16 protein-coding genes are annotated in these 15213 nt (G+C 69.4%); 10 read left to right on the top strand and 6 right to left on the bottom strand.

What is annotated here, in order from left to right:
* Positions 1-20: 20 nt before the first annotated feature.
* The 6 genes from AEQ27_RS12295 to AEQ27_RS12315 all read left to right on the top strand — a co-directional run bounded on the left by AEQ27_RS12295 (position 21) and on the right by AEQ27_RS12315 (position 6204).
* Positions 21-827 carry a LacI family DNA-binding transcriptional regulator gene (locus AEQ27_RS12295; RefSeq protein WP_369813646.1) on the top strand — a complete coding sequence of 269 codons (807 nt, stop codon included), beginning with the start codon at positions 21-23 and terminating at the stop codon, positions 825-827.
* A complete protein-coding gene (locus AEQ27_RS18790) occupies positions 740-1060 on the top strand; it encodes a substrate-binding domain-containing protein (protein WP_369813647.1) in 321 nt (106 codons plus the stop codon). The genes AEQ27_RS12295 and AEQ27_RS18790 overlap by 88 nt, the downstream gene beginning before the upstream one ends.
* Positions 1061-1194: 134 nt before the next feature.
* The gene (locus AEQ27_RS12300; protein WP_082383504.1) at positions 1195-2580 is read left to right on the top strand and encodes an extracellular solute-binding protein; all 1386 of its coding nucleotides are present in this window, start codon (positions 1195-1197) and stop codon (positions 2578-2580) included.
* A gap of 229 nt (positions 2581-2809) precedes the next feature.
* Positions 2810-3667, top strand: a complete 858-nt coding sequence (locus tag AEQ27_RS12305; RefSeq protein WP_054146994.1) for a carbohydrate ABC transporter permease — start codon at positions 2810-2812, stop codon at positions 3665-3667.
* Positions 3664-4575, top strand: a complete 912-nt coding sequence (locus AEQ27_RS12310) for a carbohydrate ABC transporter permease (RefSeq protein ID WP_054146916.1) — start codon at positions 3664-3666, stop codon at positions 4573-4575. Before AEQ27_RS12305 ends, AEQ27_RS12310 begins: the two co-directional genes overlap by 4 nt.
* A 93-nt stretch (positions 4576-4668) precedes the next feature.
* Positions 4669-6204: an alpha-N-arabinofuranosidase gene (locus tag AEQ27_RS12315; protein ID WP_054146917.1), complete on the top strand. Its 1536-nt coding sequence runs from the start codon at positions 4669-4671 to the stop codon at positions 6202-6204.
* Between the two features lie 158 nt (positions 6205-6362).
* Here the strand turns inward: AEQ27_RS12315 and AEQ27_RS12320 are convergent, their stop codons facing one another.
* Positions 6363-6767 carry a hypothetical protein gene (locus AEQ27_RS12320; protein WP_152970343.1) on the bottom strand — a complete coding sequence of 135 codons (405 nt, stop codon included), beginning with the start codon at positions 6765-6767 and terminating at the stop codon, positions 6363-6365.
* Positions 6768-6824: 57 nt separating this feature from the next.
* Positions 6825-7541 carry an FMN reductase gene (gene msuE, locus AEQ27_RS12325; RefSeq protein ID WP_235451076.1) on the bottom strand — a complete coding sequence of 239 codons (717 nt, stop codon included), beginning with the start codon at positions 7539-7541 and terminating at the stop codon, positions 6825-6827.
* 72 nt (positions 7542-7613) lie between these two features.
* Between msuE and AEQ27_RS12330 the strand changes: the two genes are divergently transcribed.
* The 4 genes from AEQ27_RS12330 (at position 7614) to AEQ27_RS12345 (ending at position 10878) form a co-directional block, all read left to right on the top strand.
* The gene (locus AEQ27_RS12330) at positions 7614-8408 is read left to right on the top strand and encodes a class I SAM-dependent methyltransferase (protein WP_054146920.1); all 795 of its coding nucleotides are present in this window, start codon (positions 7614-7616) and stop codon (positions 8406-8408) included.
* A gap of 105 nt (positions 8409-8513) precedes the next feature.
* Entirely contained in the window at positions 8514-8858 is a 345-nt protein-coding gene (locus AEQ27_RS12335) for a hypothetical protein (RefSeq protein WP_054146921.1), read from the top strand.
* Entirely contained in the window at positions 8837-9619 is a 783-nt protein-coding gene (locus tag AEQ27_RS12340) for a hypothetical protein (RefSeq protein WP_054146922.1), read from the top strand. The genes AEQ27_RS12335 and AEQ27_RS12340 overlap by 22 nt, the downstream gene beginning before the upstream one ends.
* Positions 9616-10878, top strand: coding sequence for a kynureninase (locus AEQ27_RS12345; protein WP_054146923.1), 1263 nt, complete (start codon positions 9616-9618; stop codon positions 10876-10878). The genes AEQ27_RS12340 and AEQ27_RS12345 overlap by 4 nt, the downstream gene beginning before the upstream one ends.
* A gap of 285 nt (positions 10879-11163) precedes the next feature.
* On the opposite strand, the gene nrdF is transcribed toward AEQ27_RS12345, so the two are convergent.
* The 4 genes from nrdF to nrdH all read right to left on the bottom strand — a co-directional run bounded on the left by nrdF (position 11164) and on the right by nrdH (position 15137).
* Entirely contained in the window at positions 11164-12165 is a 1002-nt protein-coding gene (gene nrdF / locus AEQ27_RS12350) for a class 1b ribonucleoside-diphosphate reductase subunit beta (RefSeq protein WP_054146924.1), read from the bottom strand.
* A 99-nt stretch (positions 12166-12264) separates the two neighbouring features.
* Positions 12265-14370, bottom strand: coding sequence for a class 1b ribonucleoside-diphosphate reductase subunit alpha (gene nrdE / locus AEQ27_RS12355; protein WP_054146995.1), 2106 nt, complete (start codon positions 14368-14370; stop codon positions 12265-12267).
* Between the two features lie 32 nt (positions 14371-14402).
* Positions 14403-14822 (bottom strand): class Ib ribonucleoside-diphosphate reductase assembly flavoprotein NrdI, encoded by a 420-nt coding sequence (gene nrdI / locus AEQ27_RS12360; RefSeq protein WP_054146925.1) that lies wholly within the window; start codon positions 14820-14822, stop codon positions 14403-14405.
* An 81-nt stretch (positions 14823-14903) separates the two neighbouring features.
* Positions 14904-15137 carry a glutaredoxin-like protein NrdH gene (nrdH, locus tag AEQ27_RS12365; RefSeq protein WP_043596549.1) on the bottom strand — a complete coding sequence of 78 codons (234 nt, stop codon included), beginning with the start codon at positions 15135-15137 and terminating at the stop codon, positions 14904-14906.
* Positions 15138-15213: the final 76 nt, after the last annotated feature.

Consider the following 15213-nt stretch of genomic DNA (forward strand, 5'->3'; position numbering starts at 1 on the left):
GCCGCCACTAGCCTGTGGGGATGCGCGCGACGGTGAAGGACGTGGCGGCACTCGCCGGGGTGTCGCCGAAGACCGTCTCGAACGTGATCAACGGCGTCGTGTTCGTGCGACCCGACACCAGGACCCGGGTCGAGAGCGCGCTCGCCGAGCTCGACTACGTGCCGAACCTCAGCGCGCGCGGCCTGCGCACCGGGCGCACCGGCTCGATCGCGTTGGCCTTCCCCGACCTGAGCACCCCGTACAGCGCCGAGATGACGCACTGGTTCGTCGAGCAGGCCCACGAGCGCGGCTGGTCGATCCAGCTCGAGCAGACCGGTTCGCGGCCCGAGCGCGAGGGCGAGCTGCTCTCGCGGGGCAAGGAACACCTCGTCGACGGCCTCGTCCTCAACCCGATCACGCTCGACGCCAGCGCCCTGTCGTCGGCCGGCACCGGCTCCGGCACCGGGGCCGCCACCGACTCGCTGCCGCCCGTCGTCGTGATCGGCGAGGTCGAACAGACCCTCGTCGACCAGGTGCGGGCCGACAGCGCCGCCGCGGCCCGCGACATGACGGCCCCCCTGACCGCCGCCGGGCACCGCCGCATCGCGACCCTGGGCGACTCGGCGGGTGGGTTCGACACGGCCCCCGCCCCCGCCCCCACCCCCGGCTGCGAGCGGGCGAGGCCGAGGCCGGGTGGCCCGTCGACCGTGCCCTGCAGTACTCGTGCCCCGAATGGACGTCGGCCGACGCCTTCGCCGTCGTGCGCGCGGCGATCGATCGCGGCGACCGGCCCGACGCGATCTTCTGCTTCACCGACTCGCTCGCGATCGGCGCCGTCAGCGCGCTGAGCTCGGCGGGCCTGCACGTCCCCGACGACGTCGCGGTGGCCGGCTTCGACGACATCGTCGACGGAAGGTTCTCCGTGCCGCCGCTGACGACCGTCACCTTCGACAAGCGGCAGTTCGTCGACCGCACCCTCGAGCTGCTCGCGGCCCGCATCGCCGACCGGCAGGGCGCGGCCGAGCTCGTGCTGATCCCGCACGAGATCGTCGTCCGAGCCAGCAGCGGCGCCCGCGGCTGACACCACGAGGTGGTCACGGCGCCACGAGAAAGCCTGGCGTCGTGACCACGTCCCGGCGTTGTGACGAACTCCTCTTGCGCTTCCGTTACAACGATGGAATAGTCGCTCTCGTCACACATCACAAAGGAGTGAAGATGACCGAGAACCATCGGACGACCCCGGCACCGCGACCGGGCACCACCCGCGGCACCGCCACCCCACGCGGCCTCAGTCGCCGCAGCATGTTGCTCGGCTCGGCAGCACTCGTCGGCGGAGCGTTCGTCGCCACGGGCCTCTCGGGCTGTGCCCCCGGCGCCGTCACCGGCTCGGGCACGGACGTCGCGCAGCTCAAGTTCTGGCACCTGCTGAGCGGTGGCGACGGCATCAAGATGTCGGCGCTGATCGACCAGGCCAACGAGCAGAACCCCGAGTTCCACGCGACGCAGACGGTGCTCGCCTGGGGCACCCCGTACTACACGAAGCTCGCCATGGCCTCGGCCGGTGGGCGGGCCCCCGACGTCGCGATCATGCACGCGTCGCGCGTGCCCGGCTACGCACCCGGTGGGCTGCTCGACCCGTGGGACGTCGACAAGCTCGCGTCGTACGGCGTCCGCGAGCAGGACTTCGCCGAAGCGGTCTGGAAGAAGGGCTTCAACGGCGGCGACCTGTACTCGGTCGCGCTCGACTCGCACCCGTTCATCCTGCTGTACAACACGGACATCGCCGCGCAGGCGGGCGCCCTCGGCCCCGACGGGAAGCTCGTCGAGATCACCAGCCCCGAGCAGTTCCTCGAGGTCGCCAATGCCATGCAGCAGGTGACCGGCAAGCACGGCGCCTCGTGGGGCTACCTCAACGACGGCGCCCAGCTGTGGCGCATGTTCTACACGTTCTACAAGCAGCAGGGCGCCGACATGGTGCTGAAAGAGGGCGGGACGGTCGAGTACGACGAACAGGCCGCCGTCACCGCGCTCGAGTTCATGCAGCAGCTCACCGACGGCACGGCCATGGCCACCGCCAGCGACATCCAGTCGGGCATCGCCGAGTTCGTCAGCGGCGAGAGCGGCATGCTCTTCACCGGCGTGTGGGAGGTCCCGAGCGCCGAGAACGCGGGCATCCCGTTCGACGGCAGCATCATCCCGACGCTGTTCGGCACGCCGGCCGTCTACGCCGACTCGCACGCGTTCGTGCTGCCGCGGCAGAGCGAGGTCGACGACGTCAAGCGCGAGGACGTCTACAAGATGGTCTCGACCATCCTCAAGGACTCCCTCTCGTGGGCGGCGGCCGGGCACATCCCCGCCTACCTGCCCATCGTCGAGAGCCCCGAGTACGCCGAGCTGCGACCGCAGGCGAACTACGCCGAGGCCGCCGACTACCTCAACTACGACCCGCCCGCCTGGTTCACCGGCTCGGGCTCGGACTTCCAGACGTACTTCCTCGACTCGATCCAGTCGGTCATCCTCGCCAAGGACGACGCGGCCGACGGCATGCGGCGGTTCGTCGCGCGCGTGAACACCCAGCTGTCGCGCCCGGCCCCGGTGTGACGACCATGCGACGCCCCCGCGCCACCGGCCGACCCGGCCACCCCGCACGCCCGACACCGCTCTCCTCCCCCTCCGCACGACCCGACCATCACGACGACGAAGGAGTCGATCTGTGACCTCCACCACGGTCAAGGCCCCCCGGGCCACCGCCGACCGCGCGCGGTCCGACGCCCGCGCGACCGACCGCAGCCGCGCCTCCCGCAAGCGGACGGGCCCGTCCGACAACCGCATCGGCTGGGGCTTCGCCGCCCCGTTCACCGTGCTCTTCGCGGTGTTCCTGGTCTGGCCGCTCGTGCACGGCTTCTACCTGAGCTTCACCGGCCAGAGCCTGACCGGCCAGGGCGGCGAGCTGATCGGCGTCGCCAACTACGCCGAGGCCTTCGCCGACGGCGACATGTGGCGTTCGATGCTCAACACCTTGTGGTTCACGGTGCTCAGCACGATCCCGCTCGTCGTCGTCGCCCTCGTGCTCGCCATCCTCGTCAACACCGGGCTGCCGGGGCAGTGGCTCTGGCGGCTGAGCTTCTTCCTGCCGTACCTGCTCGCCTCGACGGTCGTCTCGCTGTTCTGGATCCAGCTCTACAGCCCGACCCTCGGCCCGATCAACAACGTGCTCGGCACGCTCGGGCTGCCGCAGCCCGCCTGGCTGCAGGACCCCGACACCGCCATGATCGCCGTGGTCGCGACCACCGTCTGGTGGACGGTCGGCTTCAACTTCCTGCTGTACCTCGCCGCCTTGCAGAACATCCCCGACCAGCAGTACGAGGCCGCGTCGCTCGACGGCGCCGGACGCTGGCGCTCGCTGCTGTCGATCACCATCCCGCAGCTCGGCCCGACCACCGGCTTGATCGTCATCCTGCAGGTGCTCGCCTCACTGAAGGTCTTCGACCAGATCTACCAGATGACCACCGGCGGACCGGCGGGCAGCACCCGCTCGGCCGTGCAGTACATCTTCGACACCGGTTTCACCGGCTACCGCTTCGGCTACTCGTCGGCGATCTCGTACATCTTCTTCGCGGTCATCGTCGTCATCTCGATCGCGCAGTTCAGCATCACGGCCCGCAACCGCAAGGGAGCCCAGAAATGACCGCCCCCGCCATCGCCCCCACGTCCGACCTGCGCGCCCCCACCGCCGACCGCGGCCGGAAGGGCCACAAGCCCGGCCAGAAGCCGTTCGGCCCGATGGCCGTCCTCAGCGTGGTCATCCTGGTCGGGCTCGCCGTCCTCTGGCTGCTGCCGTTCCTGTGGTCGCTCGCCACCTCGTTCAAGAGCGAGACCGACGCCGCGGCGACGCCGCAGACCTGGATACCGGCCGGCGGCTTCACGCTCGACGCCTACCGCGGGGTGCTCGAACAAGGCAACATCCCGGTATGGCTGTTCAACAGCCTGTTCACGTCGATCGTCATCACGCTGATCGTCGTGGCCACCTCGGCCCTCGTCGCCTACGCCTTCTCGCGCCTCGACTTCCGGGGCAAGAAGTGGCTCTACGTGGCGACGATCGCGTCGATCATCATCCCGCCGCAGGTGCTGATCGTGCCGTTGTTCTACCAGATGCTCGCCTTCGACATGGTCGACACGTACTGGGGCATCATCCTGCCGCAGGCCATCGCCCCGGCCATGGTCTTCGTGCTGAAGAAGTTCTTCGACCAGGTGCCGATCGAGCTCGAGGACGCCGCCCGCGTCGACGGCGCCGGGCGCATCCGGGTGTTCTTCACGATCCTGCTGCCGCTGTCGCGGCCCATCCTCGGGGCGGTGTCGATCTTCGTGTTCATCGGCGCCTGGAACAACTTCCTGTGGCCGTTCATCGTCACGAACGACGCCTCGCTGCTGACGCTGCCGGTCGGACTGCAGACCATCGAGAGCGCCTACGGCATCCAGTACGCCCAGAACATGGCCGCCGCCGTCCTCGCGGCCCTGCCGCTGATCCTCGTGTTCCTGTTCTTCCAACGACAGATCATCAAGGGCATCTCGACCACCGGTTTCGGGGGTCAGTGACCCGACCGAACCGGACCCCACGACCCTGCCGCACCGCGCCTCCTCGTCCTCGTCCCCACCCCACGCACGCCGTTCCCCTCAGCTAGGAGATCCATGTCCACCGCCCGCATCACCGTCGACCGCGACTTCACCATCGGCCCGGTCCCCCGCCGCCTGTTCGGCTCGTTCGTCGAGCACATGGGCCGCTGCGTCTACACCGGCATCTACGAGCCCGGCCACCCCACCGCCGACGAGAACGGCTTCCGTCAGGACGTCCTCGACCTCACGAAGGAGCTCGGCGCGACCGTCATCCGCTACCCCGGCGGCAACTTCGTGTCGGGTTACAACTGGGAGGACGGCGTCGGGCCGGTCGACCAGCGCCCGCGCCGCCTCGACGGCGCCTGGCACACGGTCGAGACCAACGCCTTCGGCCTGCACGAGTTCGTCGCCTGGTCGAAACTCGCCGGCACCGAGGTGATGGAGGCCGTCAACCTCGGCACCCGCGGCGTCGACGCCGCCCGCGAGCTGGTCGAGTACGCCAACCACCCCGGTGGCACGGCGCTCAGCGACCGTCGCATCGCCAACGGCGCGAAGGACCCGTTCGACATCAAGCTCTGGTGCCTCGGCAACGAGCTCGACGGCCCGTGGCAGATCGGCCACAAGACCGCCACCGAGTACGGCCGCCTCGCCCAGGAGGCCGCCAAGGCCATGAAGTTCGTCGACGACTCGATCGAGCTGGTCGCGGTCGGCAGCTCGGGCCGCGGCATGCCCACCTTCGGCACCTGGGAGCACGAGGTCCTCACCCACGCGTACGACGAGGTCGACTACGTCTCGATGCACGCCTACTACCAGGAGCACGACGGCGACGCGAAGAGCTTCCTCGCGACGGCCGTCGACATGGACGCGTTCATCGAGGAGGTCGTGTCGACCATCGACGGCGTCAAGGCCGCCGGCAAGCACACGAAGCAGGTCGACATCTCGTTCGACGAGTGGAACGTCTGGTACCAGACCGGCCTCGACTCGGACGACCAGCCGCACAACGTGTCGAAGGGCTGGCGCGAGCACCCCCGACTGATCGAGGACCAGTACAACGTCACCGACGCGGTCGTGGTCGGCACGTTCCTCAACTCGTTGCTGCGTCACGGCGACCGGGTCAAGATCGCCAACCAGGCGCAGCTCGTCAACGTCATCGCGCCGATCCGCAGCGAGGCCGGCGGGCCCGCGTGGCGCCAGTCGATCTTCTGGCCGTTCGCCCGCATGGCGGCGCTCGCGACCGGTCAGATCCTGCGCACCCTCGTGACGAGCGACAAGGTCGACACCGAGAAGTACGGCGACGCCGACCTGGTCGACGTCAGCGCGACCTACGACGAAGAGGCCGGCACGGTCGCGTTCTTCCTCGCGAACCGCGGTCTCGACGAGGCCGCCGACGTCGAGGTCGCCCTGCGCGGCTTCAGCGGCGGACGCGTCACCCGCGCCGAGGTGCTGGCCGTTCCCGAGGGCGGCGACCGCTTCTCGTCCAACACCGAGAACGCGCAAGACACGGTCGGACTCGTCCCGCTGACCGGCGTCACGGTCGACGGCGGCACCGCACGCCTGCGCCTTCCCGCCCTGTCATGGGCCGTCGTCGAGCTCGAGGTCGGCAAGGCCTGACTCACGGACCGACTGCAGGAGGCGCGGTGCCGGTCGTGACCGGCACCGCGCCTCCTGCGTCCGGTCGCGTCGGGTGCGCGGCTCGGCCGCGAGGCCCCGGCTCGGCCGCGGAGCCCTCGCTCAGCCGCCGACCTCACGCTCGGCGGCGCGGCCCCGGCTCAGCCGCGGGGCTTGAAGAGGCGGGCGATGCTGTCGCGCACCGACTCCTCGATGGTGTCGGTGAAGCCGTTCGAGAAGCCCAGGGCGTCGTTCGGGGCCGACGCGGCCGTCATCGACTCGACCACGCGCTGGCCGTGATGGGCCCGTGCCTCGCGCACCGAGTCGAAGCCGAGGCCGAGGCCGGCCGCGGCCCGGGCGAGCAGCGCCTCACGGTCGTCGTCGGTGCTCGTCTGTGCCTCGGCGAGCGCGCGCACGGACGGGTCGTCGACACCGTCGGCCACCCATCGGGCGGCACGCCCCGGCAGCACCCCGGACGGCAACAGGCCGAGCCGGCGCTGTGCCTCGCTGTCGCGGATCTCGGCGCGGGCGACGGACGGGTCACGGGGCGTCGGGTCGGCAGTCACGACGACCACGATACCCGTGGGCATCCTGGGCGGCTGCCCCGCCTTCGGGTCGTGCGCTCAGCTGAACAGCCGTGTGGGCGTCGAGAGGTCGAGCTCGCTCGCGCGCAGGTCGTCCACCCGCGGACCGTCGCCCGTGCCACCGTCGTCGAGGCTCCGCTCGATGCGCCCCTTCTCGGCGATGCTCGAGCGGATCAGGGGCAGGCCGCGCTGGATCGCGTGGCGGATGCGCTCCTGCAGCAGCGGGGCCGTGACCGCGTACTTCTCCGCGCCCCCGGTCGCCGTGAAGTCGGTCGTGTGCGCGTACACGCCGAGCGGCAGCGTCAGGGCCTGGAAGAACCCGAAGAGTGGTCGCAGCGAGTGCTCGATGATCAGCGCGTGTCGCTCGCTACCACCCGTCGCGGCGAGCAGCACGGGCACGTCGACGAGTGCGTACTGCTCGACGAAGTCGAAGAGGTGCTTGAAGAGCCCGGTGAAGGAGGCGCGGTAGACGGGCGAGGCGACGATCAGCAGGTCGGCGGTCTCGATGGCGACCAGCTCTCGCTCGACCCGCTCGTCGAGCTGGTCACGGGTGAGCGCGCCGGCGAACAGCGGCCCGAGTTCGCTGACCCGGATCACGTGCGCCTCGATCGGCAGGACGTCGCCCAGCGCCGTGACGATCTCGTGCACGAGGGCGTCGGTCTTGGACGGCGTGCTGAGGGTGCCCGACACGGCGACGACCCGCAGGGGCCGGGCCGGACGCGGGGACGAGGGGGTCGGAGGCAGCATGGAAGTCATCCCGTCCATGCTGCGCCCGAGGCCGACGTAACACAGGGTGTGTGACGGATCGTGACGTGCCACAGTGTTCCGGTGACACATCAACCAACCCAGGAGGGGTTCGACCCGGCCGCCCACGGCTTCGACCCCGCACGACCCGATTCCGACCTCGCCGCCTCGTTCGGGCTGGCCGCCGACGTCTACGAGAGGGGCCGCCCGTCGTACCCCCTCGAGGCCGTCGACTGGCTGCTGCCCGAGGGCGCCTGTCACGTGGTCGACCTGGGGGCCGGCACGGGCAAGCTCACCCGCCTGCTGCTCGACCGCGCTCCGTCGGTCACGGCCGTCGAGCCTTCGCCCGGCATGCGCACCACCCTCGAGCAGGTCGTCCCCGGGGCGACGTCGGTCGCGGGGTCCGCCGAGAGCATCCCCCTCGGCGACGACTCGGTCGACGCCGTCCTCGTCGCCCAGGCCTGGCACTGGGTCGACACCGACCGAGCCGTGCCCGAGATCGCCCGCGTGCTGCGCCCCGGCGGCACGCTCGGCCTCATCTGGAACATCCGCGACGAGTCGGTGCCGTGGGTCGCGGAGCTCAGCCGGGTGATGCACCAGCCGCGCGAGCGCGACATGGGGTCGGACGCCCCGGTCGTCGGTGCACCGTTCGGCACCGTCGAGCGACACGACGTCGCGTGGGTGCACGAGCTGGGTCGCGACGAGTTCCTCGCCATGATCGCGTCCCGCAGCTACGTCATCACGCTCTCGCCCGACGACCGCGCGGCCCTCCTGCGCGACGTCGAGCAGCTGCTCGACACCCACCCCGACACCCGCGACGTCGACCTCATCCGCCTGCCGTATGTGGCACGGTGCTCGCGGGCCGTCCTGCCCTCGTAGGTCGCGCCTCCTCGGCACCTCCCCACACCCGTGGGCCCGCCTCGTCGTCCCCGGACGCGGGCGGGCCTGCAGGGCACGGGCAGCACGCACGAATAGGGTCGGGTCATGGACCAGGAGGCGCGGCTCGTCACGGTCGACCACGCCTGGTCGGGCCGGTGGTCCGGTCGCAGCCTGCTACGGCTCGACGCCCACGGCGTCGTCTTCGCCGGGTCGGCCGACGCGCACGACGCCGACACCCTGGCCGGTGCCGAACCCCCGCCCGTGCCGGGCACCGTGCCGGCCCCCCTCCCCGACCCGCACGTCCCCCTCGGCCTGATCGACGCCGCGCGGCGCCCGTCGGCGGCATCTCGCGGGTCGTCGCCCTCGGATGGGACCCGGCGATCGCGCACGGCTGGCTCGGCCGGTCCGGGCGGGACGGCTGGCCCGGGGTGGCCATCGCCGGCGGGCTGATCACCGCACCGGGCGGGTCCCCGGGCCGGTCGAGCTGGGCGCCGCCCCGCGCCTCCCTCGCGGGGCGCGGCCTGCGCGCCTCGACCCGGCTGCGCCGCGCGGCCCGGCTCGTCGAGCAGCAGCACGCCCTCGGCGCCACGATCGTCAAGGTCGCCCTCAACACCGACGCCGGGCCCGTGCTCGACGACGGGACGCTGCAGGTCGTTGTCGACGCCGCGCACGGACTCGGCCTGCCCGTGGTCGCGCACGTCCAGGGGGTCGGCCAGGCCGTTCGTGCGGCCGACGCCGGGGTCGACCGGTTCGCGCACACCCCCTTCAGCGAACGACTCGACGACGAACTGGTCACGCGCCTGGCCGCCTCGACGACGTGGGTGAGCACGCTGGACATCCACGGCCACGGTGCGGGTGGGGTCGGGCACGAGACGGCGGTCGACCACCTCTCGCGCTTCCGTGCCGCGGGCGGCCGGGTGCTCTACGGGACCGACCTCGGCAACGGCGACCTGCCGCTCGGCGTGAACGAGCGCGAGCTGCGCGCGATGGGCCGGGCCGGCTTCGGGCTGGCGGGACTTCTCGACGCCCTCGCCCCCGACGTCGCCGCGCCGCCCTGCGGCGCACGCCTGCCGTTCCCTCGCGTGCCCTGGATCGCCGACGCGCCCCGCGCCTCCGCGTCCTCCGACGAGCGGGCCGCCTGGCTCGCGCCCGCGACCGCACTGACCGCCGCCGAGCCCCCCGCCGTCGCCCTCGAGGAGAAGACCCGATGACCGATCCACTCGCCTACCCCGCCGACTCCACCGATCCCGACGAGCAGGCCTCGGCGCACCCGGCCGGCCCGCTCCACGCCGCCGACCCGCTGGCGTCGTTCGTCGACCGGTTCGTGCCGGCCGTCGACGTGGGCTCGTACCTCGACGGCAACTCGCTGGGGCGACCCGTGACCGCCACGCTGTCACGACTGTCCGAGTTCGTCGAGGGTGCCGGGGGCACGGGGGTGATCCGTTCGTGGGCCGAGCGCTGGAGGTCGCTGCCGACCGGGCTCGGCGACCGCAGCGCGGCGGCCGGCCTCGGTGCCGCCCCAGGGCGGACGGTCGTGGCCGCCTCGACGACCGTGCTGCTCTACAAGGCGATCCGCGCGGGTCTGCGGGCCCGACCCGACCGCCACGAGATCGTGATCGACGACGACCAGTTCCCGACCGACCGCTTCGTCGTCGAGGGCATCGCCCGCGAGCACGGGGCCACGATCCGCTGGATCGCCGTCGACAAGGCGACCGGCGTGACCGTGTCGCAGGTGCGCGACGTCGTGGGGCCCGAGACGGCGCTGCTGCTCGTCAACCACGTGTCGTACCGGTCGGGATGGCTGGTCGACCTGCCTGCCATCACCACGATCGTGCACGAGGCCGGCGGTCTCGTGCTGGCCGACCTGTGCCACAGCGTCGGCGTCGTGCCGATGCAGCTCGACGAGTGGGGCGTCGACCTCGCGGTCGGCTGCACGTACAAGTACCTCAACGGCGGGCCGGGTGCCCCTGCCTTCGTGTACGCCCGCGCCTCGCTGCTGCCCGAGCTCGACCAGCCGATCCAGGGGTGGATGGGCGCGGCCGACGTGTTCGCGATGGCGGACGGGTACGAGGCGGCGGCCGGCATCCGGCGCTTCATCAGCGGGACTCCCCCGGTGGTGGGCATGCTCGCGATGCACGACATGCTCGATCTGATCGACGAAGCCGGCATCGACGCGATCCGGTCGAAGTCGCTCGCCCTGACCGACTACGCCTTCGACCTCGTCGACGCCTGGCTCGTGCCGCTCGGGGTGACCGTCGCGACGCCCCGGGCTGCGGCGGAACGCGGCAGCCACGTCACGATCACGCACGAATCGTTCCGTGGGATCGTGGCCCGGCTCTGGGACGCCGGCGTCGTGCCCGACTTCCGCAACCCGGACGCCCTGCGCATCGGCCTGTCGCCACTCAGCACCTCGTTCGCCGAGGTGCGCATCGGCATCGCCGCGATCCGGGCGGCCCTGCTCGCCGACTGAGCACTCACCCGGCACACCGCCCGAACCCGACCTCCGCCAGTCCGCCACGCGGGCCGAACCCGACCTCCCCGAGTCCGCCACGCGGGCCGAACCCGACCTCCCCGAGTCCGCCACGCGGGCCGAACCCGACACTCGGCTCCACCGAAAACGTTTGCGGCCGAAGATGAGCCGCGTGTCCGCCCTCGACGGTCGCGAAATGCACACCGGGACGGTGCGAGGTGGGGCCGGACGCAGAACAGGCGCCACCCGGGGTGGGCGACGCCTGCTGCGTGGTGCGGGGGTGGGCTAGAAGTCCCAGTCCTCGTCTTCGGTGTTGACGGCCTTGCCGATGACGTACGACGAGCCCGACCCCGAGAAGAAGTCGTGGTTCTCGTCGGCGTTCGGCGAGAGCGCGGACAGGATCGCCGGGTTCACGTCGGTCGTCTCTTTGGGGAACATCGGCTCGTAGCCGAGGTTCATCAGCGCCTTGTTGGCGTTGTAGTGCAAGAACTTCTTGACGTCCTCGCTGAGGCCGACGCCGTCGTACAGGTCTTGCGTGTACTGGATCTCGTTCTCGTACAGCTCGAAGAGCAGGTTGAACGTGTAGTCCTTGATCTCTTGCTTGCGCTCTTCGGAGGCGCCCTCGAGACCCTTCTGGAACTTGTAGCCGATGTAGTACCCGTGAACGGCCTCGTCGCGGATGATGAGGCGGATCAGGTCGGCCGTGTTGGTCAGCTTGGCGCGCGAGGACCAGTACATCGGCAGGTAGAAGCCGCTGTAGAACAGGAACGACTCGAGCAGCGTCGAGGCGACCTTGCGCTTCAGCGGGTCGTCGCCCGTGTAGTAGTCGAGGACGATCTGGGCCTTCTTCTGCAGGTTGACGTTCTCGGTCGACCAGCGGAAGGCGTCGTCGATCTCGGGGGTCGACGCGAGGGTCGAGAAGATCGACGAGTAGCTCTTGGCGTGCACCGACTCCATGAACGCGATGTTCGTGTAGACGGCTTCTTCGTGCGGGGTGATCGCATCGGGGATCAGGCTGATCGCGCCGACGGTGCCCTGGATGGTGTCGAGCAGCGTCAGGCCGGTGAAGACCCGCATCGTCATCTGCTGCTCTTCGGGGGTGAGGGTGTTCCACGACTGCACGTCGTTCGACAGCGGGATCTTCTCGGGCAGCCAGAAGTTGTTGACCAGGCGGTTCCAGACCTCGACGTCTTTGTCGTCGTGGATGCGGTTCCAGTTGATCGCACTGACCGACGTGATCAGCGGGACCGACTTGCCGGTGGCGTGCACCGGATCGGTGATGGTCATGACGTGCCTTTCAGAGGGAAGAGCGTGAGTTCAGGAGGCGCGGGCCGGCTGTCGAGGCCAGCCCGCGCCGGGTGGCGCGAGAGCCGTGAGGCGCAGGGCCTAGAGCATGCAGCTGACGCAGCCGTCGACCTCGGTGCCCTCGAGCGCGAGCTGACGCAGACGGATGTAGTAGATCGTCTTGATGCCCTTCCGCCATGCGTAGATCTGGGCCTTGTTGATGTCGCGCGTGCTCGCCGTGTCTTTGAAGAACAGCGTGAGCGACAGGCCCTGGTCGACGTGCTGCGTCGCCGCGGCGTAGGTGTCGATGATCTTCTCGGGCCCGATCTCGTACGCGTCGGTGTAGTACTCGAGGTTGTCGTTCGTCATGAACGGCGCCGGGTAGTACACGCGGCCGAGCTTGCCCTCTTTGCGGATCTCGATCTTCGACGCGATCGGGTGGATCGACGACGTCGAGTGGTTGATGTACGAGATCGACCCGGTCGGCGGCACGGCCTGCAGGTTCTGGTTGTAGATGCCGTGCTGCATGATGCTGGCCTTGAGCGCACGCCAGTCGTCCTGCGTCGGGATCGCGACGCCGGCGTCGGCGAACAGTGCGGCCGCCCGCTCGGTCTCGGGCTTCCACTCGGTCTCGGTGTACTTGTCGAAGAAGGTGCCCGACGCGTAGGTCGAGTCTTCGAAGCCGCCGAAGGTGACGCCACGCTCGATCGCGATGGTGTTCGAGGCACGCAGGGCGTGGAACAGCACCGTGTAGAAGTAGATGTTCGTGAAGTCGATCGCCTCGGGCGTGCCGTAGTGGACACGCTCGCGGGCCAGGTAGCCGTGCAGGTTCATCTGGCCGAGGCCGATGGCGTGGGACTGGTCGTTGCCGACCTCGATCGAGCGCACCGAGGTGATGTGGCTCATGTCGCTGACCGCGCTGAGGCCGCGGATCGCGGTCTCGACGGTCTTGCCGAGGTCGGGGGCGTCCATCGAGAGGGCGATGTTCATCGAGCCGAGGTTGCAGCTGATGTCCTTGCCGATCTCGTTGTACGAGAGGTCTTCGTTGAACGTGGTCGGCGTGTTGACCTGCAGGATCTCGGAGCACAGGTTCGACATGTTGATGCGGCCCTTGATCGGGTTCGCCTTGTTGACCGTGTCTTCGAACACGATGTAGGGGTAGCCCGACTCGAACTGGATCTCGGCGATCGTCTGGAAGAAGTCGCGCGCCTTGATCTTGGTCTTCTTGATGCGCGAGTCGGCGACCATCTCACGGTACTTCTCGCTGATCGCGACGTCGCCGAAGGGGACGCCGTAGACCTTCTCGACGTCGTACGGCGAGAAGAGGTACATGTCCTCGTTGTTCTTGGCGAGCTCGAACGTGATGTCGGGCACGACGACGCCGAGGGACAGCGTCTTGATGCGGATCTTCTCGTCGGCGTTCTCGCGCTTGGTGTCGAGGAACCGCATGATGTCGGGGTGGTGTGCGCTGAGGTACACCGCGCCGGCACCCTGACGGGCACCGAGCTGGTTCGCGTAGCTGAAGCTGTCTTCGAGCAACTTCATGACGGGGATGATGCCCGACGACTGGTTCTCGATCTGCTTGATCGGGGCACCGGCCTCGCGGATGTTCGAGAGCGACAGGGCGACGCCGCCGCCGCGCTTCGACAGCTGCAACGACGAGTTGATGCCGCGCGAGATCGACTCCATGTTGTCTTCGATGCGCAGCAGGAAGCAGCTGACGAGCTCGCCGCGCTGGGCCTTCGCCGTGTTGAGGAAGGTCGGCGTGGCCGGCTGGAAGCGGCCCGCGATGATCTCTTCGACCAGGTCGACGGCGAGTGCCTCGTCGCCCTGGGCGAGGCCGAGGGCGGTCATGACCACGCGGTCTTCGAAGCGCTCGAGGTAGCGCTTGCCGTCGAACGTCTTGAGCGTGTACGACGTGTAGTACTTGAACGCACCGAGGAAGGTCTGGAAGCGGAACTTCTTCGAGTAGGCGAGGTCGTTGAGCTTCTCGATGAAGGCGAAGTCGTACTGCTCGATGGTCGCGGCCTCGTAGTACTCGTTCTCGACGAGGTAGTCGAGGCGCTCGCGCAGGTTGTGGAAGAAGACCGTGTTCTGGTTGACGTGCTGCAGGAAGTACTGCTTCGCCGCCTCGCGGTCCTTCTCGAACTGGATCTCGCCGGACGGACCGTAGAGGTTCAGCATCGCGTTCAGGGAGTGGTAGTCCATCCCCTGGCTGAGGCCCTGCCCCGGTGCGGCGATCACTTCGAGGTCATCGACTGCTGCGTCCAAAATTCTTCCAATCCTGTCTGTACGGCTTGTACGTCGTCTGGTGTTCCGAAGACTTCGAAACGGTAGAGAAGGGGAACGTCACACTTGGCCGCGACGATGTCGCCGGCCAGGCAGTAGCCCTCTCCGAAGTTGGTGTTGCCCGCCGCGATCACGCCTCGGATGAGGCGTCGGTTGCCCTCGTCGTTGAGGAACCGGATGACCTGCTTCGGGACGGCGCCTCGACCTTCGCCGCCACCGTAGGTCGGCAGGACGAGGACGTAGGGGTCATGGACGTGGAGCGGCGGCTCGGACGGGAACAGCGGGATGCGCTGGGCCGGCACACCGAGCTTCTTGACGAAGCGGTCGGTGTTGCCCGAGACGCTCGAGAAGTAGACGAGTTCGTTCGTCACGACGAGTCCTCGCCTCCGAGGTGGTGTGGGGCCGAACCCCGGATCACGATGCAACGGGTCGGGCGTGGGGCGCCCGGTCGACTAGTCGACCTTGGCGGCCAGGGCGGCGATCTTGTCGGGGCGGAAGCCGCTCCAGTGGTCGTCGTCGGCGATGACCACGGGGGCCTGCATGTAGCCGAGGGCACGGACCTTCTCGAGGGCCGCGTCGTCGGCGGTGACGTCGAGCACGTCGTACTCGATGCCCTTGTTGTCGAGGGCTCGGTAGGTGGCCGTGCACTGGACGCAGGACGGCTTGGTGTAGACGGTGATGGCCATGGGATCCCCTGTGTTCTGGCCGGCCCCTGAGGCCGGATCGGTGGTTCGTGAGCCTCGGGGCGTAGTGCCCGTGGCG

The organism is Frigoribacterium sp. RIT-PI-h (genome assembly GCF_001297205.1).
GTDB lineage: Bacteria > Actinomycetota > Actinomycetes > Actinomycetales > Microbacteriaceae > Frigoribacterium.

Excerpts from the sequence above, each read along its gene's own strand:
- AEQ27_RS12315 (WP_054146917.1), top strand. The coding sequence starts at position 4,669 with ATGTCCACCGCCCGCATCACCGTCGACCGCGACTTCACCATCGGCCCG.
- AEQ27_RS12295 (WP_369813646.1), top strand. The coding sequence starts at position 21 with ATGCGCGCGACGGTGAAGGACGTGGCGGCACTCGCCGGGGTGTCGCCG.
- AEQ27_RS12300 (WP_082383504.1), top strand. The coding sequence starts at position 1,195 with ATGACCGAGAACCATCGGACGACCCCGGCACCGCGACCGGGCACCACC.
- nrdH (WP_043596549.1), bottom strand. The coding sequence starts at position 15,137 with ATGGCCATCACCGTCTACACCAAGCCGTCCTGCGTCCAGTGCACGGCC.
- AEQ27_RS12335 (WP_054146921.1), top strand. The coding sequence starts at position 8,514 with ATGGACCAGGAGGCGCGGCTCGTCACGGTCGACCACGCCTGGTCGGGC.
- AEQ27_RS12310 (WP_054146916.1), top strand. The coding sequence starts at position 3,664 with ATGACCGCCCCCGCCATCGCCCCCACGTCCGACCTGCGCGCCCCCACC.
- nrdE (WP_054146995.1), bottom strand. The coding sequence starts at position 14,370 with ATGGACTACCACTCCCTGAACGCGATGCTGAACCTCTACGGTCCGTCC.
- AEQ27_RS12345 (WP_054146923.1), top strand. The coding sequence starts at position 9,616 with ATGACCGATCCACTCGCCTACCCCGCCGACTCCACCGATCCCGACGAG.
- msuE (WP_235451076.1), bottom strand. The coding sequence starts at position 7,541 with ATGACTTCCATGCTGCCTCCGACCCCCTCGTCCCCGCGTCCGGCCCGG.
- nrdF (WP_054146924.1), bottom strand. The coding sequence starts at position 12,165 with ATGACCATCACCGATCCGGTGCACGCCACCGGCAAGTCGGTCCCGCTG.